The following is a 26,680-nucleotide window of genomic DNA, read 5'->3' as shown; positions in this document are numbered from 1 at the left end:
GCGTCAGAGCACGGCCTGGGTCTGGGTCACCTTGGCGACGAGTTTGTCCGCGTCATCGTGGATTTCGGTTTCCACCACGATGAACGACCGCCCCTTGTGCAGTGGTCGCGCCGTCGCGGTCGCATAGCCGGAACGCACCGCCCGCAGGAAGTTCGTCTTGGACTCGACCGTCGTGGTGCCCTGCTTGCCCTCGGGCAAGTTCAGGAACGCACACACCGCCGCGGTCCCATCGGCGAGCGACATCAGCACCCCACCGTGCATGACCCCGCCCAGGGTGCACAGCGATTCGTCCCACGCGATCCGACTGCGCACCAATGCGGCGCCGTGCTCGAGCACCTCGACTCCGAGGCGCTCGGTGAACGGCATGGACTGGTGAAAGAGCTTGGTGCCCACCTCATCGATCATGAAGTCAGCGTGCCCGATGGACCCGCCGCGCGTCGATTACCTCGGAGGTAATGAGGAGTACGAGCAGGGCGATCACACCGCCGCAGACCAGCACCGTCCCGGGCGAGGTCCGATCCACGATCACCCCGCCGGTCAGCGCACCGACGCAGAAAGTCGCCTGGAACGACGCGGTGAACAGCACCGACGCCACCTCGGGCGCATCGGGCAGCGCATCGGCGAACCAGGTCTGCAGCACCACCGGCACACCGCCGTATCCGACACCCCACACGATGAGCAGCGCGATCGCACCGAAGTCCCAGCGCCCCAGCAACGGCAGCAGCAGCATCGCGGCCGCCATCGCACTCGCCGCGAAGCCGAGCGCGCGACGGGGACGGCCGAGCAGAGTGCCGCCGAGGAAGTTCCCGGCAATACCCGCCACACCGTAGATCAGCAGCAGCACCGTGATCGTGTCCCCACTCACCTCGGTGACCTGCTCCAGGAACGGTGTGACGTAGGTGTAGCTGCCGAACTGTGCGATCACCACGAAAAACGTTGCCAGCAAAGCGATTCGGATGCCCGCACCGCGCAAACCGATGCGCAGCGTGGTCAGACGAATGGCCTGCTCGGCGGGCAGCGCGGGCAGTGCGACCGCGAGCAGCACCAGCACCACGGCGGACAGCAGGCCCAAGACCAGGAACGCGGCCCGCCAGCCCGCGACGTTGCCGACGAAGGTGCCCATGGGCACGCCAAGCACCGAGCCGAGCGGAACGGAGGAGAAGATCACTGCGGTTGCCCGGTGCACCGACTCCGGCGGCACCAATCGGCCGGCCAGTCCGGCCGCGATCGACCAGTAGCCGCCGATGGTGATCCCGATCAGCACGCGGGAGGCCAGCACCACCGAGAACTCCGGTGCGAACGCGGCCACCGCATCGGCGATCACCAGCAATAACGTGCAGGCGCACAGCAACAGTCGGCGATCGATCCGCGCGGCAGCGACGGTCACCAGGGGCGCGGCTATCGCGGCCAGCAGACCGGGCAGGGTCATCATCAGCCCCGCCATGCCGTCGGAGATCGTGAAATCGGCTCCGATCGCGGTCAGCAGGCCGATCGGCAGAATCTCGGTCGTCACGATCGAGAAGATGCCGAGCATCACCGCGACGACGGCGAGCCACCGGATCAGCGGTGGCCGGGCGACGGCGCTGGGGGAGGGCGCGAGAACTGTGGACATGCGCTCCAGTCCAACAATCCCGCCCGTCGAGTTCTGGCGGGTTCAGGCCGCCATAGTGCGCTCAGCTCATCCGGGCAACGACCGAGCCGGGCAGATGTGGCAGCACCACATCGATGAGCCGCCACGGCCAACCGGGAACGCACGCGCGAATCTTCTCGTGCTCGATCGCGCGCACCATCGCCGCGACGCCCTTCGCCAAGGGCGCGACCATGCGGGCGTCACCGGCCTTCGCCGCCATATCGGTGGCGATGAATCCGGGCAGCAATGTGGTCACCGCGATCGGCGAGTTGACGAATTCGACCGTGAGCGCCTCACCGAGCGCGGCCAGTCCAGCCTTGCTCGCGGAATACGCGGCCTTCTTACCCGGCAACCCGCGCACCGCGCTCATCGAGGACACCAGCACCAGGTGCCCCGACTCCTGGGCGCGGAAGATCTCCAATGCCGCCTCGGTCTGGGCGAGGGCGCTGACGAAATTGGTTGTGGCCGTAGCGATATTGGCGTCCGCACGTCCGGTGCCGATCCGCGCGCCCTTGCCGATGCCCGCATTGACGATCACCCGATCCAATCCGCCGAGTTCATCGCGCAGTTCCGCGAAAACCCTTGGGACGGCTGGATGGTCATCGACATCGAGCGCGCGGACCGCGACGGTTATGCCCGGGTGCGCGGCGGTGAGTTCGTCGCGCAGGGCCTCGAGCGCGTCCAGGCGTCGGGCGCACAGGGCCAGATTCCGGCCCTTCGCGGCGAAATCCCGCGCCATCGCCGCACCGAGTCCGACGCTGGCGCCGGTGATCAGGATCTTGCTCCGCGTCATGGTTGCGAACCATAGCGGTTACTGAACGCGAGTCAATATCCCTGTGCGTCGACTCAGCCGCCGAATGAACCTGTGCTCGGTGGCAGCATGTGCCAGGCGCCGCAGTTCACCGTTTTGAAGGCCACATCGGTCGGCGCGATCTCGGCGCGCACCGGACGGTTCCTGGTGAAGTCGTTATTGATGATGTAGTGCTGATCGGTGTTATCGTCCTCGACCTTGCGCAGCCGCCGCCAGTCACAGCCGACTGCCGGGTCGGGAGTGCCCTGGCCCTCCCAGATACCGGGGAAGATGTCGATGCCGACCAGATAGACACCATCCTCGGTGATGGTGTTGCTGGGCTGGGCGGCCGCGGTGCCGGTGCCCAGCAGTGTCACAATGGACGCCATTGCCCCCGCGATCACGAGCGTGCTTGCACGCATACTGCTGTCTCCTCGAATTGTGCTCTGGCCGCCACTGGCGGCTGACCTGCGGAGATCCCCGAATCTCCGGGGCCAAGGTCTACCAGACTCGGCGGTCGATTTCGGTGGAATCGCCAGATTCCGGTGGACCGTGATTCCACTCGCCGGTATTCCCGCGATATCTGTTGTATGAGTGGTATTTGTCCGGTGGTCGATGTCGCGGGCAGGCGGTCGACTTGCGGGGTGGCGTGTGCTGGGCTTTGTACCGACGACGGGCTCGCCGCCGTGCTGGCCGCGGACCGGGCGCTATTGCATTGGCGCGCGATGCGCGGACTCGGCGATTCCGGCCTGGCCGAACACGCGGTCCAGGAGACGCTGCTGCGAGCCTGGCGCTCGTGCGCGGGGTTCGACGAGCGCAAGGGCACGGTGCGCACTTGGCTGCTTGCCATCGAACGCAATGTCATGATCGATATCGCCCGCGCCCGCGCGGCCCGTCCCGCGGATACCGGATGGGATGAGATCACCGAGCTCAGCGATGTCCGGTTCGCGAATCCGGACTTCGCCGAGCGCCTCGTCGACGGCCTGCTCGTCGCCGATCTACTCGCCCGGCTGCCCGAATCGCAACGCGCGGCGGTGGTGGAGGTAATACTGCGGGACCGGGCCTATCAAGAGGTGGCCGATGACTTCGGTGTGCCGGTCGGCACCGTGAAGACGCGGGTGCATTACGCCCTGCGGTCCTTGCGCCGGCTGCCGATAGGGGCCTGAGCCCGCATCCGGTTGGCAATCGCCGTTTCACGGCGGTGCGACCCCGGTTTTGGTCGTCTGATCAGCGAAAACGCACCCGATTAAGTCGATAACATTCCGATAACATAGATTGCTTTTCTGATGCTGGCGTTGCCAGAGTGAACCACTGGGTTTGGTGTTACTAGTGGGAAGGGAGGGGTGCCCCGTCCCGGGGCACCGACACCGCACATGAAGCCAAGCATCATCAGTACCGGTATCTGCGGCGCCGTCACGGCCGCCGTGGTGGTGACGCTGTCGGGGCTGATCCCGGCCGCGATCGCCGATCCGGCAGCGCCGGATATGTCCACGAAACTCGCAGGCAAGACGATCTTCCTCGACCCGGGTCATCAGGGTCCCAACCATGCCGAGAACTTGGCGAAGCAAGTGAGCAACGGTCGCGGCGGCACCAAGGACTGCCAGACCACCGGCATGACCACGGTCAACGGCGTGCCGGAGCACACCATCAACTGGAAGGTGGCCGACCTGGTCCGGGCGACCCTGCAGGATCTCGGCGCCAAGGTCGTGCTCAGTCGTCAGGACGATTCCGGATGGGGCGGCTGCGTCGATGAACGCGCGCAGGCCGCCAATGCCTCCGGCGCCGATGTCGCGGTGAGCATTCACGCCGACGGCGCACCGGCACAGGACCGCGGCTTCCACCTGATCGTGCCGCAGCTGCCGATTCCGGATCCGAAGGCCGACCAGGTTCAGTCCGGGCTCGGTCTCGCGGCGACCAAGGCGGTGCGCGACGCGTATCTGGAGGCCGGATTCCCGGCCGCGAATTATGCGGGCGCACAGGACGGTCTGCAGACCCGCGCGGATGTGGCCGGTCCGGCGATGACCACCGTGCCCGATGTATTCATCGAGATGGGCAATGGCGCCAATGTCGAGGACGCCGCACTGTTGGAGAGTCCGGAGGGGCAGGTCAAGCACGCCCTGGCCATAACGACCGGCTTGGTGGGCTTCCTGCTCGGCGCACAGCAGCAGGCGACGGCGGCGCTCGGCGCGATTCCGGAGCTGACCGGCTCGGCCGATCGGCCTGCCTCGGCCCCGCTATCGAATACCCCACCGGCACAGTCGGTTCCGCAGGCTCCCGCCGCGGTCCCCGGTGCAGCGCAGGCTTCAGCCGTTCCCGAACCCGCGGTGGTGCCGAATTCCGCGGGGACGGTGCCGACCGCGCCCGCATCATCGAACCCGCCGCAGGGGTATACCGAGGCGCCGGGCTACGCCCAGTTGCCGAGCTCGCCGGACACACAGACACCGGGCTTGGCGCAGTCCCCCGGTACCCCGCAAGCAGGCGCACCGCAGTCGCCGGGTTACGGTCTCTCACCCAACACTCCGCAGTCGCCGGGTTACGGTCTCTCGCCCGACATGCCGCAGGCGCAGGGCTTCGGCTTCTCGCCGACCACCCCACAGTCACCCGGTTCGGGCCAAACACCCGGCTCACAGTTGTGGCCGGGCCAGACCGCGCCGAACACGACCGGCACCCTGCCAGCCCTCGTCGGCACGATCATGCAAATGATGCTGCCCTTGGCGAGGTCCCTCGGCATGGACAACACCGTGATCACCTCGGAGCTGATCAACCTGGCTTACACCTTGGCCAGTACCCTGCTCGGCCCGACCAAGTAATACAGCTCTGACTCTGGACATAGTCGCGAGTGGCCCGCATTCGTAACTACCGCGGAGCGAGTCTTACGAGCGAGGAGTTCGCGGCCCGTCTCGCGTCCGAGTCGTCGAAGCGCATGCGCCGCAGGCGCGAGTCTCGACGGCTCGGACGCGAGGCCCACCCGTCGCCCGACCACCACCTCTCATCGAATCGCTACGCGATGCCGACATTCGGGGGCCGCGAACACGCAGCGTCGCAGGCGCTGCAAAATCAACACAGTGCGGATTCCTGTTCTCATAGTCGCCGGGTTTCTCGGATCCGGGAAGACGACGCTGCTCAACCATCTGCTGCGCGATAACCGGGGCACGCGGATCGGGGTGGTGGTCAACGATTTCGGGGCCATCAATATCGACTCCATGCTGGTGGCCGGTCAGGTCGACGCGATGGTCTCGCTCGGCAACGGGTGCGTCTGCTGTGCGGTGGATGTCGGTGAACTCGACGACATGTTCACCAGGCTCGCCCAGCCGCGCGCCAAGATCGACGTGATCGTGGTCGAGGCCAGCGGACTGGCCGAGCCGCGCAATCTGATTCGGATGGTGGTCGGCAGCGAGAACCCGCGCATCCGCTACGGCGGTCTGGTCGAGGTGGTCGACGCCGAGCAGTTCCCGGACAGTCGCGAGCGTCATCCCGAACTCGCCACCCATCTGCGGCTGGCGGACTTGGTCGTACTCAACAAGGCCGATCGGGTGTCGCCGGAGCGGCTGGTTGGATTGCGACAGGAAATCACCGAGCTGATCGGTCAGGTGCCGGTTTACGCGACCACCCACGGCCGCATCGACCCCGGCCTGCTCTTCGACGAGCCGCTGCGCGAAATCCCCCGGGTCGCCGAACAATTGAGCTTCGACGAACTGCTCCACGACCACGACCACGACGACCATGCCGAACATCGGCATCTGCACGACGACTACACCAGTGTGTCCTTCACCAGTGACCGGGAATTGGATCCGCGCCGTCTGGTCGAATTCCTCGAGGATCCGCCGCCCGGACTGTTCCGCGCGAAGGGATTCGCCGCCTTCGGCGTCGCCGCCGAGCGTCGGAAGTTCGTGCTGCACATGGTCGGTCGCCACATCGTCTTCGAACCGGACGCCTGGTCGCGCGGCGAATCGCGGACGACCCGATTGGTGTTGATCGGTGCCGGTCTGCCCACTGACGCGGCACTTGCGCGGCTGCACGATACCGTGCACACCGACGCCGAACCTCTGGACGAGCAAGCCATGCTCGGCGTCTGGCGCTACACCCCGCACTGACTCCCGGAAAAGTTGGCGCGTTCTGCTCGAAGCTGGCGCGTTCGGTACTTGGCGCGGCGATCGCACGGACATAGAACTGAGACATTGCCCCGCCGCGCGCGGCATGTGCGCAACGGAGCGAAACGCAGTGCGCGGTGTCGGTTCGACCAATGAACCGTGATCGACCGTATTTGTCTCTACGACCGATTGGAGAGTTCCGTGTCAGAGACCTGGGAGAGTGCCACCGCGTACGTGGTCGCCGCGTTGGAGGCCAAAGGCACCGCGACTCGTGACGATTTCGATGTGCCCGCCATCGTCGCCGCATCCCGAGACATCGCCGACAGCTGGGACTTTCGCGTCATCGAGGATGCGACCTTCTGGCGGATCGCGGCGACCTTCCTGAAGGTTTGACCGCGCCGGGGTTACGACGCGGGTATGCGGCGGATCAGACCGGAAGCTCCGATCGGTGCATGAGCTGGGTCATGGATCGACGCCGGGCTGCCCGCCGCATCGAACCCACATCCGAATATCCGAGCAATTCGGCTTGTCGCGATCGGCTCAGCGCGACACCATCCGCGCTCGCCTGCGCGAGGCGGGCATCACGCGCCCGCTCCAATTCCATCCGCCAGGTGGTGCCCGCCTCCATCAGCCGACGCTGCAGTGTCCGTGGGCTGGTGGCGAGCCTGCGGGCCACCCGATCCAGCGATACCGCACCCTCGGCCGCCAATGCCTCGGCCAGCGCGCTCGCCACTCGATCCGGCCATGCCGTCGCCAAGGTCGGCGGTGGCGGCAGGGCGTCGGCCAGTGGCTGCAGCACGGTCGCCAGCACCGGATCGCTGGTGGTCAGCGGCAGGTCCATATCGCTGGCGCGGAATGTCATCGCATCGACCGGCGCGCCGAATTCGATCGCGGGGGTGCCGAATACCTCGACGAAGGCGCCGATTTCGGCCGGTGCCTGCTGCCGCAACGCCACCCGCAACGGGACGAGCGGGATCCGGACCACACGCCGTGCCCTGCTGAGCACGGCCGCCAGGCCCCACACCTGGGTGAGGTCGCGGCCGCGGCCCTCGCCATTGATCATGTCGAGGTAGAGCGTGACCTCGTGCTCGTTCTCCGTGACCAGTTCGAAGCGGTGATTGGTGGTCACCGCGGCGACATAGGGACCGCAGGTGGCCAGGCCCGCGCCGAGGGTCGGCGCGGTGGCGAACAGATAGTCGTAGAGCCCGAAACTATTGAGTTTGTAGCGGCTGGCCACCCGCAATGCGACATTCGGATCGCCGAGCCCGTGTTCGCCCAGTTCCCAGAGTCGCGAGAAGGTGTGACTCGGCAGGTGGACGTCCTGGCCGACCATGGTCCATTCGGGTAGGCCGGTCTCGCGGATCAGCCGATCCCGATCCAGTCCGGCATCGGTGAGCTGTGCGATGACGAATCTGTGCAGCAGTACCTGATCGGTTCCCAATGCGCCCCTCCTACCGCCGATCGACGTATCTTCTGCGGGAGAACGCTATCCCGCGCCTATTGAATCGTCACTGAATTCGCGTCACATTGTTGTTTCGGGGAACAACAGCAGGCGCTCTAGACGTGGTAATTCACAGGCAATGGGGCTTTACCCGCAGGCGTTCACCCATTCCGAGAGCCCATCGGCGAAGAGCTGGCGCTTCCAGATCGGCACTTCATGTTTGATCCGATCCACCAATTCCGCACAGGTGGTAAAGGCCTCGGCGCGGTGCGGGGCGGCGACCGCGACGACGATTGCGAGATCGCCGATAGTCAACTGACCGATTCGGTGGACGGCCGCGACCGGGAGTCCGGAGCGCTCGGTGAGTTCCGCACAGCAATTTCGCAGGAACCGTTCAGCTTCCGGATGCGCAGAATATTCCAAAGCGGAAACTGCTTGTCCGCCATCGTGATTGCGCACCTTGCCGGTGAAAACCACTACGGCACCGTGCTCCGGCCCGGTCACCGTCGCTTCGACGGCCGCCGGATCGAGTGGCTGATCGCTGATACCGGCCAGGCGTACGGCCGCGAATTCACTTGTTGTCATGGTTGCCGCCTCCGGCTACTTGCGCGAGCAGATGATCCAGCAGCGGCTCTAGTACCGCCATACCGTCTCTGACACCACCGGGGGAGCCGGGCAGATTCACCACCACCGATCGACCCGCCAGTCCGGCCACCCCGCGACTGAGCGCGGCCAGTGCGAATTTCGCGGTGCCGCGCTGCCGAATCGCCTCGGCAACACCGGGTAATTCGCGGTCCAATACGGCCAGCGTCGCCTCGGGTGTCGCATCGGTGGGGGAGGCACCGGTGCCGCCGGTGCTGATCACCAGCGACGGCTCGAACCTCAGGGCATCGGCCAAGCCGATATCGATCTCGGCGTCGGCGTAGATCAGCGGGCCGCGCACCGAGAAGCCGAGTCTGCCGAGCCATTGCGCGAGCACCGGACCGGTGGTGTCCGCCCGGGTGCCGCACGCGGCGCCGGTAGAGGCGACCAGTACGACCGCCGTACGCTGATCGGAATCCGAGATCTCTTCCGGCGCAATGTCTTCCGTGGTGGATTCAAGCTCGTCGGTCAGCATTGGGATGTCCACGGGTTCCTGCTCCGCGGGGCGCTCCCAATGTCCGTGTTTGCCACCCTCTTTGGTGAGCAGCCGCACTCCGTTGAGCGTCGCCGCCGGGTCTACCGCCTTGACCATGTCGTGCAGGGTGAGTCCGGCCACCGCGACCGCCGTCAGTGCTTCCATCTCGACGCCGGTGGGGCCCTTGGTTTTCGCGCTCGCCTCGATCGTGATGCTGTCCTCGGTGAAACCGAATTCGACCGTCACCGAGGACAATGCCAACTGATGGCACAGCGGAATGAGTTCCGAGGTCTTCTTCGCGCCCGCGATACCGGCGATCCGCGCGGTCGAGAGCACATCGGCCTTCGGCATATCATCGGCCCGGACCAGCGCGACCACCTCGGCGGTGGTGCGCAGCTCACCGGCCGCTACCGCGATCCGAGTGGTATCGGATTTCGCGCTCACATCGACCATGCGGGCGCGACCTTCCCGGTCGACATGGGACAACTCGCTCATAGCGACCACACTCGCACAGGTGCGCCGACCGGCAGCGAGGTGACCTCGGCGGGCACATCGATCAATACATCCGCCCAGGCCATGCCCGCGATGAGATGCGAACCGGGTCCGGAGGCGACCGCGACGGCCGTCGGCACGCGATGCAATCCGGGCGGCGCGGAGTCATCGCGCACCAGCTGACCGCGCAGGAATTGGCGTCGTCCCTCGGGGGAACGCACCGCATCGCGCAGCGGCACCTCGTAGATCTCCACCTCGGGCAGTCCCGCGATATGGCGCAGTATGGGCCGCGCGAATACCTCGAACGACACCATGGTGCTCACCGGATTTCCGGGAAAACTCAGCACCGGCACGCCGTTGACGACGGTAAGCCCTTGCGGCCCACCAGGTTGCACCGCGACCGAGCCGAATTCGCCGCCCAACGGTTGCAATACCTCCTTGACCACCTCGAAATCGCCCTTGGATACCCCGCCGGAGGTGAAGACGATATCGGCGGATTTCGTTGCGGCGAAAAGCAATGCGCGAAACCTCGCCGAATCATCGGTGCTGTGTTCCACCGAGACGACGCTGACGCCGTTGGCGCTGAGCGCGGCCGCGAGGGCGATACCGTTGGAGTTGTAGATCTGGCCGGGACGCAATGGTGTTCCGGCGGCGACCAATTCATCACCCGTGGTGATGACCGCCGCCCGAATCGGTTGGAATACCGGAACATTCGGCAGTCCGGCGGCTGCCAGCGCGGCGATGTGTCGTGGCGCCAGCGTGGTGCCCGCGCGGGCCAGCAGCTCGCCGGTGCGCACATCGGTGCCCGGTTCGCGCACGAACTCACCCGCGGTGCGCCCCCGCTCGACGGTCACCGTCGCGTCATCGCTGTGCGCGTCCTCCACCGGCACCACACAATCGGCGCCGGGCGGAATCGGCGCACCGGTCATCACCTTCATCGCCGCACCGTGCGGCAACGGCGTCTGTCCTGCCGCGCCCGCCGCGATCACACCGACCAGCGGCAGCGTCACCGGAGTGACCACCACCGATTCGGCGCGCACCGCATATCCGTCCATCGCGGAGTTGCGGAACACCGGCAGGTCGACCGGCGCGTGGACATCGTCGGCCAGCTGTCGGCCCAGTGCCACGCGCACCGCGACGGATTCGACCGGGCGGGCGGCCAGCGGGCGCAGCAGCGCCTCGATGGTGTCCCGGTAGGCGTCGACGGACCGGGCGGCGGCGGGCGGGCTGGGCCGGTGGCCACCGGAGGTGTCGGCACGCGAGGTCATATGGTCAGCCTAATCGCCGAGCGGTAGCGAGTTCTCCTGTCGTATCGCACGAACGCTCACCCGCTGAACTCGGAGTTTGTGAGCTCGATATGGTGCGGTCCGCCCATGGGCACAGCGCGCGGACCGGTCATAATGGACTGGTGACGCTGGTCGAGATGGGGATTCCCGCCGTGCGGTCCAGGCTGCCCTCACTCGACGGACGGCCCGACACGCCCTACCTGGTTGATCGATTCGGCCGCACCGCACGCGATCTGCGCGTATCGATCACCGAGAAGTGTTCGCTGCGATGTACCTACTGCATGCCCGAGGAGGGCCTGCCCGCGATCCCGCAGGACGAACTGCTGACGGTCGAGGAAATTGTGCGACTCGTCACGCTCGCGGTGCGGGAATTGGGCGTGCGTGAGGTCAGGTTCACCGGCGGTGAGCCGCTGCTGCGCCGCGATCTGGAGCGGATCATCGCGGGCTGTCACGAGCGGGTGCCGCAGGTCCCGCTGTCCATGACGACCAATGGCGTCGGACTCGCTCATCGGGCCCGCGGTCTCGCGGCCGCCGGGCTGAGCCGGGTGAACGTCTCGCTGGATACCGTGGATCGACTCGGCTTCGCCCGGCTGACCCGCCGCGATCGGCTGGAATCGGTTTTCGCGGGCATCCGCGCGGCCAGGGATGCCGGATTGGCGCCGATGAAGGTCAATGCCGTGCTGATGCGCGATACCCTCGCCGGTGCGCCGGATCTGCTGCGCTGGTGTCTGGACGAGGGCTGTGAACTGCGGTTCATCGAGGAGATGCCGCTGGACGCCGATCACGAATGGGCCCGCGCCAATATGGTGACCGCGGCCGAATTGCTCGACGTGCTCGGTACCCGCTTCGCGCTGACCGAGGTCGGCCGGTCCGATCCCGCGGCCCCGGCGGAGAAGTGGCTGGTCGACGGCGGTCCGGCGGCGGTCGGCATCATCGCGACGGTGACCCGCAAATTCTGCGACACCTGCGACCGGACCCGGCTGACCGCCGACGGCATGCTGCGGTCGTGCCTGTTCAGCGATCAGGAATTCGATGTGCGCCAAGCACTGCGCACGGGCGCCGACGACGAGGCGATCGCCACCATCTGGCGCGGCGCCATGTGGAACAAATGGGCGGGACACGGGATCGATGCCGAGGATTTCGTCCCGCCGGAACGCACGATGGGAGCCATCGGTGGTTGAGATCCGCTACTTCGCCGCGATTGCCGACGCCGTCGGCAAGGATCGGGAAACCCTGGACTTCCCGGCCGATGCCACCGTCGCCGACCTGCGCACCACCCTCGCCGAGTGCTACGGTCCCGACCTCGACAAGATGCTCGCCGTCTGCGCCTACCTCGTCGGCGACGAACTGACTCGCGACCCGTCGGTCGCGCTGACTCCGCGCGTCGACGTCCTGCCACCCTTCGCGGGCGGCTGAACCCGACTCCTCGGTGCAGCACATCCGCAACCATTGCCGCCGACAGTAGTCATACGGCGGCTCCCAACTGCCCCCCAACCACCGTTCGACTACCGTCGGCGCTGGTCCTGCGGGTTAGCATCAGCGCGCCAACGCATTTCGTTGCTCCATTCGGAGGAAGCCGCCCCGGAAGTAGCCCGAGGGGCTCAGCGCCACCAGGTATCGAGCGGGGTTACCGGGACGGTGCGCTTGTGGCGGGTGTTCAGGAAGATCGTCTCTAGCTTCTGCGCGACCTCCGGTGTGACGTCCTTGCCCTCCAGATAGTCATCGATCTCGCTGTAGCGCAGGCCGAGCGCCTCCTCGTCCGGCAGCGCGGGACGGTCGTCCTCGAGATCGGCGGTCGGCACCTTGGCCCAGATGCTCGACGGTGCGCCGAGTTCCTGCAGCAGCGCCGCGCCCTGGCGCTTGGTGAGGCCGGTCAGCGGCGTGATGTCGACGCCGCCGTCGCCGAATTTGGTGAAGAAGCCGGTGACCGCCTCGGCCGCGTGATCGGTGCCGACGACGAGCATATTTTCCTGACCGGCGATGGCGTACTGGGTCACCATGCGTTCGCGGGCCTTGACATTGCCGCGCACGAAATCGCGCAGCGTATCCACCCGCAGCGCCGAGGCCACCTCGGCCGCAACGGCATTGGCGCCGGGGCGGATATTGACCACCACCGAACGGTCCGGCTGGATGAACCGCAGCGCGATCCGCGCATCGGCCTCATCGGCCTGCACACCGTAGGGCAGTCGCACCGCGATGAAGGCGGCATCGGCGCCTTCGGCACGCAGTTCCTCGACGGCGAGCTGGCACAGGCGTCCGGTCAGCGCGCTGTCCTGACCACCGCTGATGCCGAGTACGAAACCTCGTGCGGGACTCGCGCTCAGATAGTCCTTGAGAAAATCGACCCGACGCCGCACCTCGAGCTTCGGTTCGATATTCGATTGGACGCCCAACTCGGCGATGATCTGTGCACGCAGGTTCCCCATGACGGATCACTCTACTGGCCGCGCCGAAACCACAACCCGTCGAACGAACGCCTCCCAGTTGTCCCCGATCCGACAGCGGTCGTAACCGAGAACATGCATTTGATGCATCACCAATGCCGCGCCGAGCAGGCCGAGCAGACCATCGGCGACCAGCACGACATCCCCGTCGACCCGCGCCTGCCTCAGCAGCATCGTCACGTGCGCGCGCAGCAGTCCGTAGGGCGGGCCGGTAAAGCGGTCGCCCGCCTCGCCGATCTCCGCCGCGCGATGCAGTTCGCCCGCGACCTCGATATCGAGTAGCCGGGCGCGGCCGAAGGCGACCAGTCGCTCCACCGGCGCCGCGCCAGGACCCAGCGGTGGCGGTCCGAACATGAACTCTTCCTGGAACTTTCGCTCGGCGTGGTCCAAGAGCGCGCGCAATAGTCCCGACCTGCTGCCGAACCGTCGGAAGACGGTGCCCTTGCCGACGCCCGCTCGCTTGGCGAGCGCATCCATGGTCAGGCTGTCCACACCTTGTTCGCGCACGATTTCCTGCGCCGCGTCCAGGAGTAGCTGGCGGTTGCGCGCGGCATCGGCGCGCTCGTGATTTCCGGGCAGGGGCGCACCGACGCCGAGCAACGGCCGCTCGGGCATCATTCCGTCCGGCATGGATGTGCTGTAGCTCACAAGCCCCTCACGGTTCTCCCGGGAATGAATCGGACCACGGTCCGGTTAGTGTAGGCAGAAGTTCGGACACCACACTCAGTACACCAGGAGTCGTCATGAACCAGACCCGGATCCTTACTCTTGTCGGCAGCCTTCGCGCGGCGTCGATCAACCGCGGGCTCGCCGAGGCCGCGGTGCAGACCGCGCCGGAGGGTGTCGAGATCACCATCTACAAGGGCCTCGCCGATATCCCCTTCTACAACGAGGATCTCGACGTGCCCGGCTCTGTACCCGCCGCCGCGCAGGCGCTGCGTGACGCGGTCGCCGCATCCGACGGGCTGCTTCTGGTGACGCCCGAGTACAACGGCAGCATCCCCGCCGTGCTGAAGAACGCCATCGACTGGGCCTCGCGCCCGTACGGCGCCGGAGCGATCAAGGATCGGCCGGTAGCGGTGGTGAGCGGTTCGATCAGCCCGAATGCGGCCAAGTGGGCGCACGGCGATGTGGTCAAGGCGCTCGGTGTCGCGGGCGCTCGGGTGGTCGAGACCGCCCACCTGCACTTCGCCGCATTCGGCGAGCGGTTTGCGCAGTCGCATCCGCGCGAGGATGCCGAGGCGCTGACACAGCTCGGCGCGACCGTGCACGAACTGGTGCAGGCGACCGGCGAACTGGTGTCCGCCTAAGCGTCGAGTCCCGCCAGCAGGGTCGCCCCCGGCTCCATCCGTGGAGTGCGGGGGCGGCCCTTTTTCGTTCGGCGCAAGAAGTTTGCTGGAAGAGCGCTACGGTACGAAATTGTGATCTGCGCCACTGTTGTGTCGGGTTGCGAATCGAGCGTCCAGGTACTTACCGCTTGGGAATTTCATCTTTGTGACTCGCAACATGTCGTGTTGTATGAAACTGTCGGCCACTAGGTGTAGTGTCTTCGGTACTGGAAGAGGGGATGAGATCAGCTTCGGCCGCGAGCGGCTGAGCAGGGATTTCAGCTACCGATCCAGGAGTTTGCGCAGCGTACGTCGGATCAAGCACTGCATACGGATCACAGGCTGTGGATCAGGCATAGGAGAGAGGGACATCAATGACCATCACCGTGTACACCAAGCCCGCTTGCGTCCAGTGCAATGCCACCTACAAGGCGCTCGACAAGGCCGGGGTGGACTACGAAGTCATCGACATCTCCGAGAACGACGACGCGCGCGATTACGTCATGGCACTCGGTTACCTGCAGGCGCCGGTCGTCGTCGCCGGTGAGGACCACTGGTCCGGCTTCCGGCCCGACCGCATCAAGTCGCTCGCGACCGTGGCGGCCTGACCGCATCCAGCTTTCCGGTGTATCCGATGGAAGGGGGAGGAGGTAGCCATGTCTACAGGGACAGCGCTGGTCTACTTCTCCAGTGCCTCGGAGAATACGCACCGCTTCGTCGAGAAGCTGGGACTCCCGGCAACTCGCATACCACTGCACACCGCTGACTCGCTGCGCGTAGACGAACCATACGTGCTGATCGTCCCCACCTACGGGGGCGGTCGGCACGTACTCGGGGGAAACAGATCCGATAAGGATTTCGTGCCGCGGCAGGTCGCCAAGTTCCTCAACGATCCGCACAACCGTGCGCTGCTGCGCGGCGTCGTCGCGGCGGGAAACACGAACTTCGGCGATACCTATTGCTATGCGGGCGAGGTGATCTCGCGTAAGTGCGGGGTGCCCTACCTGTATCGCTTCGAACTCATGGGAACCGCTGAGGACGTCGAGCGCGTCCGAGAGGGATTGGGATTGTTTTGGCAACAGCAACGACAGCACCGACCGGCAAGACAGCTCGCTTAGAGCAGCCCCCGGTCCGTACCGCCGAGACCGGCGAGGTCATGGACTACCACGCCCTCAACGCGATGCTGAACCTGTACGGCGCCGACGGCAAGATCCAGTTCGACAAGGACCGCGAGGCCGCGCACCAGTACTTCCTGCAGCACGTCAACCAGAACACCGTCTTCTTCCACAATCTGGACGAGAAGCTGGACTACCTGGTCGACGAGAACTATTACGAGGCAGAGGTTCTCGAGCAGTACAGCCGCGCGTTCATCAAGTCGCTGTTCCAGCAGGCCTACGCCAAGAAGTTCCGGTTCCCGACCTTCCTCGGCGCGTTCAAGTACTACACCTCTTACACGCTCAAGACCTTCGACGGCAAGCGTTACCTGGAGCGGTTCGAGGACCGGGTTTGCATGGTGGCGCTGACACTGGCGGCCGGTGACGAGGTGCTCGCGAGCAAGCTGGTCGACGAGATCATCGACGGGCGTTTTCAGCCCGCCACCCCGACCTTCCTCAACTCCGGTAAGAAGCAGCGCGGTGAGCCGGTGTCCTGCTTCCTGCTTCGCATCGAGGACAATATGGAGTCGATCGGGCGCTCCATCAACTCGGCGCTGCAGCTGTCCAAGCGCGGTGGTGGAGTTGCCTTGCTGCTCACCAATATTCGTGAGCATGGCGCGCCGATCAAGAAGATCGAGAACCAGAGCTCGGGTGTCATCCCGATCATGAAGCTGCTCGAGGACTCGTTCTCCTACGCCAACCAGCTCGGTGCGCGACAGGGTGCGGGCGCGGTATATCTGCACGCGCATCACCCGGACATCTACCGGTTCCTGGACACCAAGCGGGAGAACGCGGACGAGAAGATCCGCATCAAGACACTGTCCCTGGGTGTGGTGATCCCGGACATCACCTTCGAACTGGCGAAGAAGAACGAGGACATGTACCTCTTCTCGCCGTACGACGTGGAGCGCATCTACGGCGTGCCGTTCGCCGATATCAATGTCACCGAGAAGTACTACGAGATGGTCGACGACAAGCGCATCCGCAAGTCGAAGATCAAGGCGCGCGAGTTCTTCCAGACCATTGCCGAGCTGCAGTTCGAATCCGGCTACCCGTACATCATGTTCGAGGACACGGTGAACCGGTCCAATCCGATCGCGGGCAAGATCACGCATTCGAATCTGTGCTCGGAGATCCTGCAGGTGTCGACGCCGTCGCTGTTCAACGACGACTTGTCCTATGCCAAGGTGGGCAAGGACATTTCCTGCAACCTCGGCTCGTTGAATATCGCCAAGACGATGGACTCGCCCGACTTCGCGCGGACCATCGAGGTGGCGATCCGAGCGCTGACCGCGGTATCGGACCAGACGCACATCTACTCGGTGCCCTCGATCGAGCAGGGCAACAACGAATCCCACGCGATCGGCCTCGGCCAGATGAATCTGCACGGGTATCTGGCTCGCGAGCGGGTGCACTACGGGTCCGAAGAGGGTATCGACTTCACCAATATCTACTTCTATACCGTGGTGTACCACGCGATTCGGGCCTCGAACCTGATCGCGAAGGAGCGCGGCGCGTACTTCGGCGGCTTCCCCGAATCCAAGTACGCCTCCGGGGAGTACTTCGACAAGTACACCGATCAGGTGTGGGAGCCGAAGACCGAACGGGTCGCGCAGCTTTTCGCCGACGCGGGCGTGCACATTCCCACCCAGGACGACTGGCGTGAGCTGAAGGCCTCGGTCATGGAGCACGGCATCTACAACCAGAACCTGCAGGCCGTCCCGCCGACCGGTTCGATCTCCTACATCAACCACTCCACCAGCTCGATCCACCCGGTGGCGTCGAAGATCGAGATCCGCAAGGAAGGCAAGATCGGCCGCGTCTACTACCCGGCCCCCTACCTGACCAACGACAACCTCGAGTACTACGAGGATGCCTACGAAATCGGCTACGAGAAGATCATCGACACCTACGCCGCCGCCACCCAACACGTGGACCAGGGCCTGTCGCTGACCCTCTTCTTCAAAGACACCGCCACCACCCGCGACCTCAACCGTGCCCAGATCTACGCCTGGCGCAAGGGCATCAAAACCCTCTACTACATCCGCCTGCGCCAAATGGCCCTGGAGGGAACCGAAGTAGAGGGTTGCGTCTCCTGCATGCTGTGACCATATGTCCCTGCGGCAACGTATTCCGTTGCCGCAGGGACTACTTCATGTAGGCACGGGCCTGCGGACCTCGACCGGTCAGCGCAGGGCGGGGGCTACTTCGCGTTCGAAGAGGTCGATTCCGGTGGTGTCGTAGGCGGATTCGGGGAAGTTGAAGATGGCGTAGCCGAGGCCCAGGTCGCGGACTGCGGATAGGCGCTCGGTGATCTGTTCGGGGGTGCCGACGGCGGGGGAGGTGCGCAGCATGCCGTCGACGAAGGATTTGGCCCGGTCGTCACTGATCACCGTGGCCAGGCGGGTCTGCAGGGCCGAAAGGCGTTGTTCCACTTCGGCTTCGGTGGATCCGATGACGGCGTTGAAGTTCGAGGAGCGCACGATGGCATCGAAATCTGTGCCGACCTCGGCGCAGTGCGCCCGCAGAATTTCGGACTTGTGCGTGAATTCCTCGGGTGCGCCGCTGAAGTTGGTGTACTGGGCGTACTTTGCCGCGATTCGCAGTGTCTTCTTCTCGCCGCCGCCTGCGACCCAGATCGGAATACCGCCCTCCTGCAACGGAAGTGGCCGTACGATCGCACCGTCGACTTGGTAATACTTACCGTCCAGCGTGGCCTTGCCCTCGGTCCATGCCTGGCGGAAGATCTGCACGCCCTCGTCGAGCCGACCGAGCCGCTCACCCGCCGACGGGAATCCGTAACCGTATGCGCGCCATTCGTGTTCGTACCAGCCGCCGCCGATACCCATCTCGACCCGACCGCCGGAGATCAGATCCGTGGTCGCGGCGACCTTGGCCAGATATGCCGGATTGCGGTAGCTGATCGCGGTACACATCTGCCCCAACCGAATTCGCGACGTGGTAGCCGCGAACGCCGCCATCAGCGTCCACGCCTCATGCGTCGCCTCCTCCGTCGGCACCGGCACCGTGTGGAAGTGGTCGTATACCCACAGCGACTCCCAGATATCTCCGGCATCCGCACGTTGGGCGAGATCGCGCATCACCCCCCACTGCGCCGCCGGGTCGATATCGACCAAATCCAGCCGCCACCCCTGTGGAATGAAGATGCCGAAGCGCACAGATCTCTCCTTCGTGTGTTTACACAGAAACTAGCCGCAACGATCCTCGCGGGCCTGCCATGATCGGCGCAGAGTTCGGCTCGGTCTGCGTCGAATCTCCTGCTGGCCGGAAAGCCGGATGTGGGTCCGGTCATATCCGAGCGAGACATCGTCGGTCTTTACGCGATTCGAGTATGAACACCCGCGTCGCCGCATGTATCCTTCAACCGGAAGCTATGCGGTCGGCCCGATCCGGGCGGCGCATTCGAGTAATCCGCAGTGGTGACGGCCCTGTGGCGGCGTTGAGGAGGTGGGGTTGCGATGCGCAGCGAACCTCCCAGTCGAAGGCCGCGCGGCGCCGCCCCTTCGTAAAACCGTCCTGTAGTAGTCGGTCCCGGGGTTGGTGCCCGCGGTGTGACTTCGTTTTTCGATTCACTCGCCTATTCACCGTGTGCTGAGGACCTCCCATGTCGCAGACCGATCTCATCGAAGCTCGTCCGACGCTGTCCGCATCCCTGCAGGACATCGTGCACACCCATCGTGTCGACGCCGCGCTCGACTGGCTCGACAACCAGCAGCCGCATGTCATCGCGGACGAGCTCGCACGCATGGACGCCGTCCAGGCGGGTGTCGCCTTCCGTCTGCTCGACAAGGATCTGGCGCTCGCCGTCTTCGAGGAACTCGAACCCGTTGACCAGCAACAGATTCTGGAGGGTCTGCGTGATCAGAGCTTCCGCGATCTGGTCGAGGCCATGGACCCCGACGACCGCGCCAGGATGCTGCGTGAGGCGCCTGCCAAGGTCGCCAAGAAGGTGCTGGCCGGACTGAGCGCGCGCGAACGCCGGATGACCGCTGCGTTGCTCGGCTACCCGGAGGGCTCGGTCGGGCTGTACATGACCCCGGAAGTCGTTGCGCTGCCACGCAATTTGAGCGTGCCGGACGCACTGCAGACAGTGCGGATCAAGGGCATCAATGCCGAAACGGTATACACGCTGCCGGTCGTCGACGCCGGTCGCCGACTGACCGGCATTGTCGAATTGCGCGAGCTGGTACTGAGCCGTCCCGACACCATGGTGTCGGATCTGGTCGTCACCGAGCCGACATTCGTGCGCGCGACCGACTCCGCCGAGAAGGCGGCGCGGCTGATGCGCGAAACCAATGTCATCAACCTGCCGGTCGTCGACAGCGAGGACCGGCTGGTCGGGCTGCTCACCATCGATGACGCCGTCGAGGTCATCGAAGCCGCCGACAGTGAGGACGTCGCCAAGCAGGCGGGTTCGGCACCGTGGGAGGGCCACTACATGGCGGCCAAGGTGTTCCAGCTGGCCCGCTACCGTGCCCTGTGGTTGCTGCTGTTACTGTTCGCGGCCACCCTGACGGTCAGCGTCACCGACTTCTTCGAGGGCACCCTGCAGCAGGCGGCGCACCTGGCGCTGTTCATCCCGCTGCTCATCGGCGCGGGCGGGAACGCGGGCGCCCAGGCGGCGACCGCATGTGTGCGTGCGCTCGCGGTCGGCGAGGTACGCGGCTCCGACCTGTTCAAGGTGATCTGGCGCGAATGCCGCGTAGGCCTGGTCCTCGGCACCATGCTGGCCACCGCGGGCGTCGCCATCGGCGCCCTGTTCGTCGATCCGGGCACCGCCCTGGTGGTCGGCATCACCCTGGTCATCATCTGCGGCTGGGCCGCGACCATCGGTGGCACGATGCCATTGCTCGCCAAGCGATTCCGCATCGATCCGGCGGTCGTCTCGGCCCCGATGGTCACCACCCTTGTCGACGCCACCGGCCTCATCATCTACTTCACCACCGCCAAGCTGGTACTCGGCATCTGAGGCGAATCATCCTGGCGCACAAGGCCTGCCGTCTCCCCAGCGAACGGCCCGCGTGTCTCCCCGTGTGTCGCAAGAGCATTCCGATCGAAGTCTGGATGTTGTGAGAGCTGAACGCTATTGTCGAACGTGTTTTCGACATCGAGTGGTCAAGGGGAGGGTTCGACCATGAGTACCAGCGGGAAGACGATCGAAGAACGGATACGTGAGCTAGAACTATGGCGGGAGGTCCGGCTTCCGCTCGACGGTTTGATTGTGCGAGACCTGTACAAGCACATGTTCGCGATCAAGGCCGAAATCAACACTCTGCAGTTCCGTCTCGTGGACGCGGTAGGTCCGATCTCGGTGCAGTCGGATCTCGATCGCATCAAAGTCGACGTGGCACGGATCTTGGATCTCCTGAGTAAGCACGACGCCGTCGAAGAGCCAGGGGGGCGACCCCATGAGTAGGGCGGAAGGATCTGTGGAGCACCGATTGGAAGCGCTCGAACGGTGGCGGATTCACCAGCTCAGCTGGGATACTGCGACAGTGACCGGTATCAATGAGCGGCTGGACACTGTGGATGCGAGCGTCGCGGGTATACGCACGAGTATTGGAGATCTCGAGGGTCGGTCGGTTGCGTCGCGGTTGATTTCGATGAGTGTCGACATCGGCAGTGTCGTGTCCCGGCAGGATGCGATGGCATCGGGACTCGATGCGATGGCTGCGCGGCAAGATGTCACCGACGGTCGACTGGCGTCGATAGAGTCGGATGTCGGCACGCTGAAGTCGGATGTCGGCACGCTGAAGTCTGACGTTGCTCAGATTCTGCAGATCTTGCGGAACTCCAACGGCGACAAGTAGTTTCAGGCAAGAAATCTGGCTCGGTTCCTCGGGACCGAGCCAGATTCGTTGCCGATAGCTCAGAACTCCCAGTCTTCGTCTTCGGTATTGACGGCCTTGCCGATGACGTAGCTGGAGCCGGAGCCGGAGAAGAAGTCGTGGTTCTCGTCGGCATTGGGGGACAGGGCCGAGAGGATGGCCGGGTTGACTTCGGTTTCGTCCTTGGGGAACAGGCCCTCGTAGCCGAGGTTCATCAGCGCCTTGTTGGCGTTGTAGCGCAGGAACTTCTTGACGTCCTCGGTGAGGCCGACCTCGTCGTAGAGATCCTGGGTGTATTCGACCTCGTTGTCGTAGAGCTCGAACAGCAGTTCGAAGGTGTAGTTCTTGAGATCGTCGCGCTCGGCTTGGCTGAGCAGTTCCAGACCCTTCTGGTACTTGTAGCCGATGTAATAGCCGTGCACCGCCTCGTCGCGGATGATCAGGCGGATCAGGTCGGCGGTGTTGGTGAGCTTGGCGCGCGAGGACCAGTACATCGGCAGGTAGAAGCCGGAGTAGAACAGGAAGCTCTCCAGGAGGGTGGAGGCCACCTTGCGCTTGAGCGGATCGTCGCCGCGGTAGTAATCCAGCACGATCTCGGCCTTGCGCTGCAGGTTTCGGTTCTCCTCCGACCAGCGGAACGCGTCATCGATCTCGCGGGTGGAGCACAGTGTGGAGAAGATCGAGCTGTAGCTCTTGGCGTGCACCGACTCCATGAACGCGATATTGGTGAGCACCGCCTCCTCGTGCGGTGTCACGGCGTCCGGGATCAGGCTCACCGCGCCGACGGTGCCCTGGATGGTGTCCAGCAGCGTCAGGCCGGTGAAGACCCGCATGGTCAGTTGCTTCTCGTCGGCGGTGAGGGTGTTCCAGGACGGAATGTCATTGGACACCGGCACCTTCTCGGGCAGCCAGAAGTTGCCGGTGAGGCGATCCCAGACCTCGGCATCCTTCTCGTCGGGCACCCGATTCCAGTTGATGGCCGACACCCGATCGATCAGTTTCATCCTGCCTCCACACCTTTCCCGAGCACGCTGCCGTCACGGAATTGCTACGCCCTGGACACTACTCCTTGGGGGTGACAAGTCCATGCAGCACAACACCTTGTGTCGCAGCGGCGTCTTTCGCTGTGGCGCAGATGCGCCGGTGAGCACCGCGTGCGGCACCCATTGTGCGGCACGCGCCGCGAAATCCACGCATCGCGCCGTATAGGCGCAGCATCACCTTTTCACTCGCGGATGTCGGAACCCGGCAGTAGCATCGGTCCGACCGAGTGGCGGCTACCGAGGGGGCCCGATGTCCGCACCGACCGACCCGGATATGTCCGATCTGCTCGGCCGACTCGCGCGGGTGCCGAGTGGCCGTCGGAGCAAATGGGTGGTGCTCGGCGTCTGGATCATCGCCCTGTTGGCACTCGGCACCTTTGCCGGAAAGCTCACCGGCGCACAGAAGAACGACAATGTCACCTGGCTGCCGGACAGCGCCGAATCCACCCAGGCATTCAAGCTGGCCGAGCGATTCGGCAATAGCGACGACGTTCCGGTGGTGCTGGTATACGAGCGCCGCGACGGGATCACCGATGCCGATCGACTAGCGGTCGGCGCCGATGCCAACCGGTTCCGGCAGGTCGAGCATGTGGTGCCGGATAAGGTGCTCGGCCCGATTCAGTCCGGCGATGGTCAGGCGCTGGAAATTATGGTGCCGATCTCGATGGGATCGGAGGGCTGGAACCGCCTGACGAATGTGGTCGGTGCGATCAATGACGCGGCGGGCGAGCGACCCGACGGATTGTCCTTCTATGCCACCGGACCGGCCGGTTTCGCGGCCGAATTCGGCGAGGTTTTCAACGATATCGACGGCCTGCTGCTGTACTCGGCCGCCGCGGTCGTCATCGTCATTCTGCTGCTCACCTACGGTCCGATGCTGTGGGTGTTTCCACTGATCACCGTCGGTTTCGCGCTGGTGATATCGCAGGCCGCGGTATTCGGCGCGACCAAGGTCGGTCTGACCGTCAACGCGCAGAGCCAGGCCGTCCTCACCGTCCTGGTCTTCGGCGCGGGCACCGATTATGCGTTGCTGTTGGTTGCGCGCTATCGCGAGGAACTACGCCGCCATCCCGATAAACACGATGCGATGGCGGTCGCACTGCACCGCGCCGGACCGGCGGTGCTGGCCAGCGGTTGCACCGTGATCGTGTCGATGTTGGCGCTGCTGGTTGCCGAAATGAACTCCACCAAGGGCATCGGTCCGGTCTGTGCCATCGGAATCACGGTGGCGCTGCTGGCGATGTTGACGCTGCTGCCCGCGCTGTTGGTGATCGTCGGCCGGTGGATCTTCTGGCCGCGGCATCCGAATTTCGGCACGGTCAACGAAACCGAATCGGGCATTTGGGCGCGCGTCGGATTCGCCATTGCCCGGCGGCCGCGCACCGTCTGGATCGGCACCACGCTGGCACTCGGCGCACTCGCACTCGGCGCCAGCGGGCTGGAGGCCGAGGGCATCGCGAATAAGGACGCCTTCGTCGGGTCGTCCGCCGCGGTCACCGGAACCGAGGTGCTGGAGCGTCATTTCGAGGCGGGCACCGGTCAGCCGGTAATGGTGGTGGCCTCATCCGGACGCATCGATGCGGTCGCTACCGCCTTGGGCTCGACACCCGGTATTACGGCGCCCTCGCGACCGATCGTCAAGGGCGATCTGGCCTATCTGGAGGGCACGCTCACCGATCCGCCGGACAGTCGGGCCGCCGAGGCCACCATCGACCGGGTGCGCGCGGCCGTGCACGCGGTTGATCCGCAGGCCAGGGTCGGCGGCCAAACCGCCGTCGTGCTGGACATCAAACGCGCTGTGGCACATGATAATCGGGTCATCGTGCGGGTGGTGCTCGCCATCGTGATGGCGATCCTGATGGTGCTGTTGCGCGCGGTGGCCGCACCGATCCTGCTCACGGCGACCGTGGTGCTGTCCTATTTCGCCGCGCTCGGGCTCAGCCGCTGGATCTTCGATCTGGCCGGTTTCACCGGCGCCGACGCCGGACTGCCGCTGCTGACCTTCGTCTTCCTGGTGGCACTCGGCATCGACTACAACATCTTCCTGATGTCGCGGGTGCACGAGGAGGCGATCAAACATCGCACCAAGGCGGGCGCACTCATCGGTTTGGCCGCGACGGGCGGCGTAATCACCTCGGCCGGACTTGTGCTGGCAGGTACATTCGCGGTATTCGCGACCATGCCGGTGGTGACCTTCGCCGAAATGGGCATTGTCATCGCCATCGGTGTGCTGCTCGATACCGTGATCGTGCGTTCGATCCTGGTCACCGCCCTGACGCTGGATATCGGCGACCGGATCTGGTGGCCGAGTGCGCTGGCCCGGCCGCGTGTGGCGCCGGAACCCGAGCCGGAGATCAGTCTCAGTAAATGACCCGCCGCCGCGCTGCCGCATTGCAGGCGCGTCGAGGGGTTACGTTGTGGCCGTCGGTTACCACGCGTTTCGCCAAGGAGGGTGTGTTATGACCAGTCCCGGCCCGACCAAGACCGGACCCGCGCTCAACGACATGACGATCTTCGCGGGCGTATTGCTTCTGATCACCGGCCTGCTGCATCTGCTCGCCGCCATCGCGGCCATCGCCAAGCGTGACCTCTTCGTCTTGACCGAGGATCAGGTTTTCCAGGTGAACGTCTCGGCCTGGGGCTGGGTCCACCTGGTGATCGCGGTGCTGATCATTATCGCGGGCATCGGCATTGTCACCGGACAGACCTGGGCTTATCTCGCGGGTATCGTGATGGCCTCGGTCAGCCTGCTGGACAACTTCCTGTTCGCGCCGATGTACCCGTTCTGGTCGTTGGTGATGATCGCGCTCGATGTGCTGGTGATCTGGGCGCTGGCGCGGCAAATCGGGGCGGATAGCACAGTCGTCCGATAGGTTTCGCGTTCTCGGCCCCCGCCCGTCGGGTACGGGTAGGGGCCGATTTGTTTGCCTACCTGGTGCGCGGCGGCGGTCCACCCGGGCCACCTTGTCCGCGGGGACCGCCTCGGCCCGGCGGCGTGCCCCCGCCGCCGGACTGGGTGTTCTGCGATTTCTCGGCGACGCCGATGGTGATCGAAACGGTCATACCCGAACTCGGTGTGCCGGTGACCGTGGCCATTTCGGCATCCCAGCCATCGCCGAAGACGTTGTCGGAGGCGAGTGAGATCTGGGAAAGGTTGCTGATGCTCTGTGCGTATCCGGAGTCGGCGGCGAAGACGGTGCTGCATACGTCCTGCGGCAGTGCGATCTGTGAGGTCAGGCGGGCGTTATCGCCCGCGACGGCGGTGCCGAGCGAGTCGTAGACCTCGAAATGGATATGCGGCCAGCGCCCGGAGTAGCAGGCCGGAAAGATCGAGGTGAAGCTCACCTCGCCATTGGCATCCGCGACTTGCACGCCGCGCAGATAATTCTGGTCGGTAACGCTCTTGCCGTAGAGCGAGTATTCGCCGGAACGGTCGCAATGCCAGACGTAGACAGCCATGCCCGCACCCGCGGCGCCGTTCTTGGCCAAGTCCTGCAGCTTCAATCGCAGTGTCATCGGAACGCCCTGTGCGACACCTGAATACGAGCCGAAGCTGGTCGTGATCTCGGATCGGACCACGCCGGATTGAATCAGCACATTGGGCCCGTTGGAGCCGTCGCCCGGGTACGGGCCCGCGGTCTCCTGCGGCGCGGCGGTGACCGTGCCGGTGCTGGTGGTCGTCGTACTGGCGGCGGCCGTGGTGGCGGAGGTGGTCGTCGCCGATGCGCAGCCCGCCGCCACCGTCGCCGCCCCGGCGGCGCCGAAGAAGACCAGGGCGCGGCGGCGCGACATCACCTTCATATCGTGGGCGAGTCCGAGATCGTGCTCGTGCACGTCGCCGCGGTGCGCGGGCTGTGCGCTCACTCGTTGTCCTTCCGTCGTCGCGATCAGCTGTCGACCGTGACGTTATGGACGCTGGCTAGGCGGCATGTGGGCCTGGGCTGGGAACAAGCTGTGAGCGAGCGGCCAGCGAGTGAACCACCAACACAGCGCCCAATTGGGCACGGCGGAGTCG

General features: G+C 65.1%; 28 protein-coding genes. 15 read left to right on the top strand and 13 right to left on the bottom strand.

Features of this window, described 5'->3' with window-relative positions; all coding sequences use genetic code 11:
• Window positions 1-3 precede the first annotated feature (3 nt).
• From NA5_RS12180 to NA5_RS12165, 4 genes are all read right to left on the bottom strand, one after another.
• Window positions 4-405, bottom strand: coding sequence for a PaaI family thioesterase (locus NA5_RS12180; RefSeq protein WP_062985054.1), 402 nt, complete (start codon window positions 403-405; stop codon window positions 4-6).
• Window positions 406-409: 4 nt separating this feature from the next.
• Entirely contained in the window at window positions 410-1,612 is a 1,203-nt protein-coding gene (locus NA5_RS12175) for an MFS transporter (RefSeq protein WP_062985052.1), read from the bottom strand.
• A 61-nt stretch (window positions 1,613-1,673) separates the two neighbouring features.
• On the bottom strand, window positions 1,674-2,423 hold the full coding sequence (locus NA5_RS12170; protein ID WP_062985050.1) for an SDR family oxidoreductase: 750 nt from the start codon (window positions 2,421-2,423) through the stop codon (window positions 1,674-1,676).
• 53 nt (window positions 2,424-2,476) lie between these two features.
• Window positions 2,477-2,842, bottom strand: coding sequence for an Rv1352/Rv1906c domain-containing protein (locus tag NA5_RS12165; RefSeq protein ID WP_062985048.1), 366 nt, complete (start codon window positions 2,840-2,842; stop codon window positions 2,477-2,479).
• A gap of 168 nt (window positions 2,843-3,010) precedes the next feature.
• Here NA5_RS12165 and NA5_RS12160 point away from each other — a divergent pair, with 168 nt between their 5' ends.
• The 4 genes from NA5_RS12160 (at window position 3,011) to NA5_RS12145 (ending at window position 6,904) form a co-directional block, all read left to right on the top strand.
• The gene (locus NA5_RS12160; RefSeq protein ID WP_062985046.1) at window positions 3,011-3,586 is read left to right on the top strand and encodes a sigma-70 family RNA polymerase sigma factor; all 576 of its coding nucleotides are present in this window, start codon (window positions 3,011-3,013) and stop codon (window positions 3,584-3,586) included.
• Between the two features lie 207 nt (window positions 3,587-3,793).
• Window positions 3,794-5,230, top strand: coding sequence for an N-acetylmuramoyl-L-alanine amidase (locus tag NA5_RS43165; RefSeq protein WP_062985044.1), 1,437 nt, complete (start codon window positions 3,794-3,796; stop codon window positions 5,228-5,230).
• Between the two features lie 246 nt (window positions 5,231-5,476).
• Window positions 5,477-6,514 (top strand): CobW family GTP-binding protein, encoded by a 1,038-nt coding sequence (locus tag NA5_RS12150; RefSeq protein WP_062985042.1) that lies wholly within the window; start codon window positions 5,477-5,479, stop codon window positions 6,512-6,514.
• Window positions 6,515-6,712: 198 nt separating this feature from the next.
• On the top strand, window positions 6,713-6,904 hold the full coding sequence (locus tag NA5_RS12145; protein WP_040693978.1) for a hypothetical protein: 192 nt from the start codon (window positions 6,713-6,715) through the stop codon (window positions 6,902-6,904).
• A gap of 34 nt (window positions 6,905-6,938) precedes the next feature.
• Here the strand turns inward: NA5_RS12145 and NA5_RS12140 are convergent, their stop codons facing one another.
• From NA5_RS12140 to NA5_RS12125, 4 genes are all read right to left on the bottom strand, one after another.
• Window positions 6,939-7,952 carry an AraC family transcriptional regulator gene (locus NA5_RS12140; protein ID WP_062985040.1) on the bottom strand — a complete coding sequence of 338 codons (1,014 nt, stop codon included), beginning with the start codon at window positions 7,950-7,952 and terminating at the stop codon, window positions 6,939-6,941.
• Between the two features lie 147 nt (window positions 7,953-8,099).
• A complete protein-coding gene (locus NA5_RS12135) occupies window positions 8,100-8,537 on the bottom strand; it encodes a molybdenum cofactor biosynthesis protein MoaE (protein ID WP_062985038.1) in 438 nt (145 codons plus the stop codon).
• Window positions 8,524-9,564 (bottom strand): bifunctional molybdenum cofactor biosynthesis protein MoaC/MoaB, encoded by a 1,041-nt coding sequence (gene moaCB, locus NA5_RS12130; RefSeq protein WP_062985036.1) that lies wholly within the window; start codon window positions 9,562-9,564, stop codon window positions 8,524-8,526. Before moaCB ends, NA5_RS12135 begins: the two co-directional genes overlap by 14 nt.
• Complete coding sequence (locus NA5_RS12125) at window positions 9,561-10,829, bottom strand: molybdopterin molybdotransferase MoeA (RefSeq protein WP_062985034.1); 1,269 nt, start codon at window positions 10,827-10,829, stop codon at window positions 9,561-9,563. The genes moaCB and NA5_RS12125 overlap by 4 nt, the downstream gene beginning before the upstream one ends.
• A 155-nt stretch (window positions 10,830-10,984) precedes the next feature.
• On the opposite strand from NA5_RS12125, the gene moaA reads away from it, so the two are divergent.
• Both moaA and NA5_RS12115 read left to right on the top strand, forming a co-directional pair.
• The gene (moaA, locus tag NA5_RS12120; RefSeq protein ID WP_157110367.1) at window positions 10,985-12,028 is read left to right on the top strand and encodes a GTP 3',8-cyclase MoaA; all 1,044 of its coding nucleotides are present in this window, start codon (window positions 10,985-10,987) and stop codon (window positions 12,026-12,028) included.
• A complete protein-coding gene (locus NA5_RS12115) occupies window positions 12,021-12,263 on the top strand; it encodes a MoaD/ThiS family protein (protein ID WP_062985032.1) in 243 nt (80 codons plus the stop codon). Before moaA ends, NA5_RS12115 begins: the two co-directional genes overlap by 8 nt.
• 185 nt (window positions 12,264-12,448) lie before the next feature.
• Here the strand turns inward: NA5_RS12115 and nadE are convergent, their stop codons facing one another.
• Both nadE and NA5_RS12105 read right to left on the bottom strand, forming a co-directional pair.
• Complete coding sequence (gene nadE / locus NA5_RS12110) at window positions 12,449-13,273, bottom strand: NAD(+) synthase (protein WP_062985030.1); 825 nt, start codon at window positions 13,271-13,273, stop codon at window positions 12,449-12,451.
• Window positions 13,274-13,279: 6 nt separating this feature from the next.
• Complete coding sequence (locus NA5_RS12105) at window positions 13,280-13,906, bottom strand: TetR/AcrR family transcriptional regulator (protein WP_062985249.1); 627 nt, start codon at window positions 13,904-13,906, stop codon at window positions 13,280-13,282.
• 128 nt (window positions 13,907-14,034) lie between these two features.
• Between NA5_RS12105 and NA5_RS12100 the strand changes: the two genes are divergently transcribed.
• The 4 genes from NA5_RS12100 to nrdE all read left to right on the top strand — a co-directional run bounded on the left by NA5_RS12100 (window position 14,035) and on the right by nrdE (window position 17,881).
• Complete coding sequence (locus NA5_RS12100; RefSeq protein ID WP_062985028.1) at window positions 14,035-14,601, top strand: NAD(P)H-dependent oxidoreductase; 567 nt, start codon at window positions 14,035-14,037, stop codon at window positions 14,599-14,601.
• A 392-nt stretch (window positions 14,602-14,993) separates the two neighbouring features.
• Entirely contained in the window at window positions 14,994-15,227 is a 234-nt protein-coding gene (gene nrdH, locus NA5_RS12095; protein ID WP_062985026.1) for a glutaredoxin-like protein NrdH, read from the top strand.
• 48 nt (window positions 15,228-15,275) lie between these two features.
• A complete protein-coding gene (nrdI, locus tag NA5_RS12090) occupies window positions 15,276-15,737 on the top strand; it encodes a class Ib ribonucleoside-diphosphate reductase assembly flavoprotein NrdI (RefSeq protein ID WP_062985024.1) in 462 nt (153 codons plus the stop codon).
• A gap of 38 nt (window positions 15,738-15,775) precedes the next feature.
• The gene (gene nrdE, locus NA5_RS12085; protein ID WP_062985022.1) at window positions 15,776-17,881 is read left to right on the top strand and encodes a class 1b ribonucleoside-diphosphate reductase subunit alpha; all 2,106 of its coding nucleotides are present in this window, start codon (window positions 15,776-15,778) and stop codon (window positions 17,879-17,881) included.
• Between the two features lie 78 nt (window positions 17,882-17,959).
• Here the strand turns inward: nrdE and NA5_RS12080 are convergent, their stop codons facing one another.
• Complete coding sequence (locus NA5_RS12080; protein WP_062985020.1) at window positions 17,960-18,952, bottom strand: LLM class F420-dependent oxidoreductase; 993 nt, start codon at window positions 18,950-18,952, stop codon at window positions 17,960-17,962.
• Window positions 18,953-19,398: 446 nt separating this feature from the next.
• Here NA5_RS12080 and mgtE point away from each other — a divergent pair, with 446 nt between their 5' ends.
• The 3 genes from mgtE to NA5_RS40300 all read left to right on the top strand — a co-directional run bounded on the left by mgtE (window position 19,399) and on the right by NA5_RS40300 (window position 21,604).
• Window positions 19,399-20,763, top strand: a complete 1,365-nt coding sequence (gene mgtE / locus NA5_RS12075; RefSeq protein WP_062985018.1) for a magnesium transporter — start codon at window positions 19,399-19,401, stop codon at window positions 20,761-20,763.
• A 165-nt stretch (window positions 20,764-20,928) separates the two neighbouring features.
• Window positions 20,929-21,210 (top strand): hypothetical protein, encoded by a 282-nt coding sequence (locus NA5_RS12070; protein WP_062985016.1) that lies wholly within the window; start codon window positions 20,929-20,931, stop codon window positions 21,208-21,210.
• A gap of 187 nt (window positions 21,211-21,397) precedes the next feature.
• Window positions 21,398-21,604, top strand: coding sequence for a hypothetical protein (locus tag NA5_RS40300; RefSeq protein ID WP_157110348.1), 207 nt, complete (start codon window positions 21,398-21,400; stop codon window positions 21,602-21,604).
• Between the two features lie 59 nt (window positions 21,605-21,663).
• Here the strand turns inward: NA5_RS40300 and nrdF are convergent, their stop codons facing one another.
• Window positions 21,664-22,626: a class 1b ribonucleoside-diphosphate reductase subunit beta gene (gene nrdF / locus NA5_RS12060; RefSeq protein WP_062985012.1), complete on the bottom strand. Its 963-nt coding sequence runs from the start codon at window positions 22,624-22,626 to the stop codon at window positions 21,664-21,666.
• A gap of 289 nt (window positions 22,627-22,915) precedes the next feature.
• On the opposite strand from nrdF, the gene NA5_RS12055 reads away from it, so the two are divergent.
• Together NA5_RS12055 and NA5_RS12050 are read left to right on the top strand one after the other, a co-directional pair.
• Entirely contained in the window at window positions 22,916-25,036 is a 2,121-nt protein-coding gene (locus NA5_RS12055; protein WP_084484059.1) for an MMPL family transporter, read from the top strand.
• Window positions 25,037-25,124: 88 nt separating this feature from the next.
• Window positions 25,125-25,538: a DUF7144 family membrane protein gene (locus tag NA5_RS12050; protein ID WP_062985010.1), complete on the top strand. Its 414-nt coding sequence runs from the start codon at window positions 25,125-25,127 to the stop codon at window positions 25,536-25,538.
• A 55-nt stretch (window positions 25,539-25,593) separates the two neighbouring features.
• Here the strand turns inward: NA5_RS12050 and NA5_RS12045 are convergent, their stop codons facing one another.
• A complete protein-coding gene (locus NA5_RS12045; RefSeq protein WP_062985008.1) occupies window positions 25,594-26,529 on the bottom strand; it encodes a dioxygenase family protein in 936 nt (311 codons plus the stop codon).
• Window positions 26,530-26,680: the final 151 nt, after the last annotated feature.

Source organism: Nocardia anaemiae NBRC 100462, assembly GCF_001612725.1.
Lineage (GTDB): Bacteria > Actinomycetota > Actinomycetes > Mycobacteriales > Mycobacteriaceae > Nocardia > Nocardia anaemiae.
Note: the sequence above shows the minus strand (reverse complement) of the source record. Positions and strands in the feature narration are given on the sequence as shown.

Bases quoted from the DNA above. Each gene is read 5' to 3' on its own strand.
- NA5_RS12180 (WP_062985054.1), bottom strand. From the start codon at position 405: ATGATCGATGAGGTGGGCACCAAGCTCTTTCACCAGTCCATGCCGTTC.
- NA5_RS12175 (WP_062985052.1), bottom strand. From the start codon at position 1,612: ATGTCCACAGTTCTCGCGCCCTCCCCCAGCGCCGTCGCCCGGCCACCG.
- NA5_RS12170 (WP_062985050.1), bottom strand. From the start codon at position 2,423: ATGACGCGGAGCAAGATCCTGATCACCGGCGCCAGCGTCGGACTCGGT.
- NA5_RS12165 (WP_062985048.1), bottom strand. From the start codon at position 2,842: ATGCGTGCAAGCACGCTCGTGATCGCGGGGGCAATGGCGTCCATTGTG.
- NA5_RS12160 (WP_062985046.1), top strand. From the start codon at position 3,011: ATGAGTGGTATTTGTCCGGTGGTCGATGTCGCGGGCAGGCGGTCGACT.
- NA5_RS43165 (WP_062985044.1), top strand. From the start codon at position 3,794: ATGAAGCCAAGCATCATCAGTACCGGTATCTGCGGCGCCGTCACGGCC.
- NA5_RS12135 (WP_062985038.1), bottom strand. From the start codon at position 8,537: ATGACAACAAGTGAATTCGCGGCCGTACGCCTGGCCGGTATCAGCGAT.
- moaCB (WP_062985036.1), bottom strand. From the start codon at position 9,564: ATGAGCGAGTTGTCCCATGTCGACCGGGAAGGTCGCGCCCGCATGGTC.
- NA5_RS12125 (WP_062985034.1), bottom strand. From the start codon at position 10,829: ATGACCTCGCGTGCCGACACCTCCGGTGGCCACCGGCCCAGCCCGCCC.
- moaA (WP_157110367.1), top strand. From the start codon at position 10,985: ATGGGGATTCCCGCCGTGCGGTCCAGGCTGCCCTCACTCGACGGACGG.
- nadE (WP_062985030.1), bottom strand. From the start codon at position 13,273: ATGGGGAACCTGCGTGCACAGATCATCGCCGAGTTGGGCGTCCAATCG.
- NA5_RS12105 (WP_062985249.1), bottom strand. From the start codon at position 13,906: ATGCCCGAGCGGCCGTTGCTCGGCGTCGGTGCGCCCCTGCCCGGAAAT.
- NA5_RS12100 (WP_062985028.1), top strand. From the start codon at position 14,035: ATGAACCAGACCCGGATCCTTACTCTTGTCGGCAGCCTTCGCGCGGCG.
- nrdH (WP_062985026.1), top strand. From the start codon at position 14,994: ATGACCATCACCGTGTACACCAAGCCCGCTTGCGTCCAGTGCAATGCC.
- nrdI (WP_062985024.1), top strand. From the start codon at position 15,276: ATGTCTACAGGGACAGCGCTGGTCTACTTCTCCAGTGCCTCGGAGAAT.
- nrdE (WP_062985022.1), top strand. From the start codon at position 15,776: ATGGACTACCACGCCCTCAACGCGATGCTGAACCTGTACGGCGCCGAC.
- mgtE (WP_062985018.1), top strand. From the start codon at position 19,399: ATGTCGCAGACCGATCTCATCGAAGCTCGTCCGACGCTGTCCGCATCC.
- NA5_RS12070 (WP_062985016.1), top strand. From the start codon at position 20,929: ATGAGTACCAGCGGGAAGACGATCGAAGAACGGATACGTGAGCTAGAA.
- NA5_RS40300 (WP_157110348.1), top strand. From the start codon at position 21,398: ATGAGTGTCGACATCGGCAGTGTCGTGTCCCGGCAGGATGCGATGGCA.
- nrdF (WP_062985012.1), bottom strand. From the start codon at position 22,626: ATGAAACTGATCGATCGGGTGTCGGCCATCAACTGGAATCGGGTGCCC.
- NA5_RS12055 (WP_084484059.1), top strand. From the start codon at position 22,916: ATGTCCGCACCGACCGACCCGGATATGTCCGATCTGCTCGGCCGACTC.
- NA5_RS12050 (WP_062985010.1), top strand. From the start codon at position 25,125: ATGACCAGTCCCGGCCCGACCAAGACCGGACCCGCGCTCAACGACATG.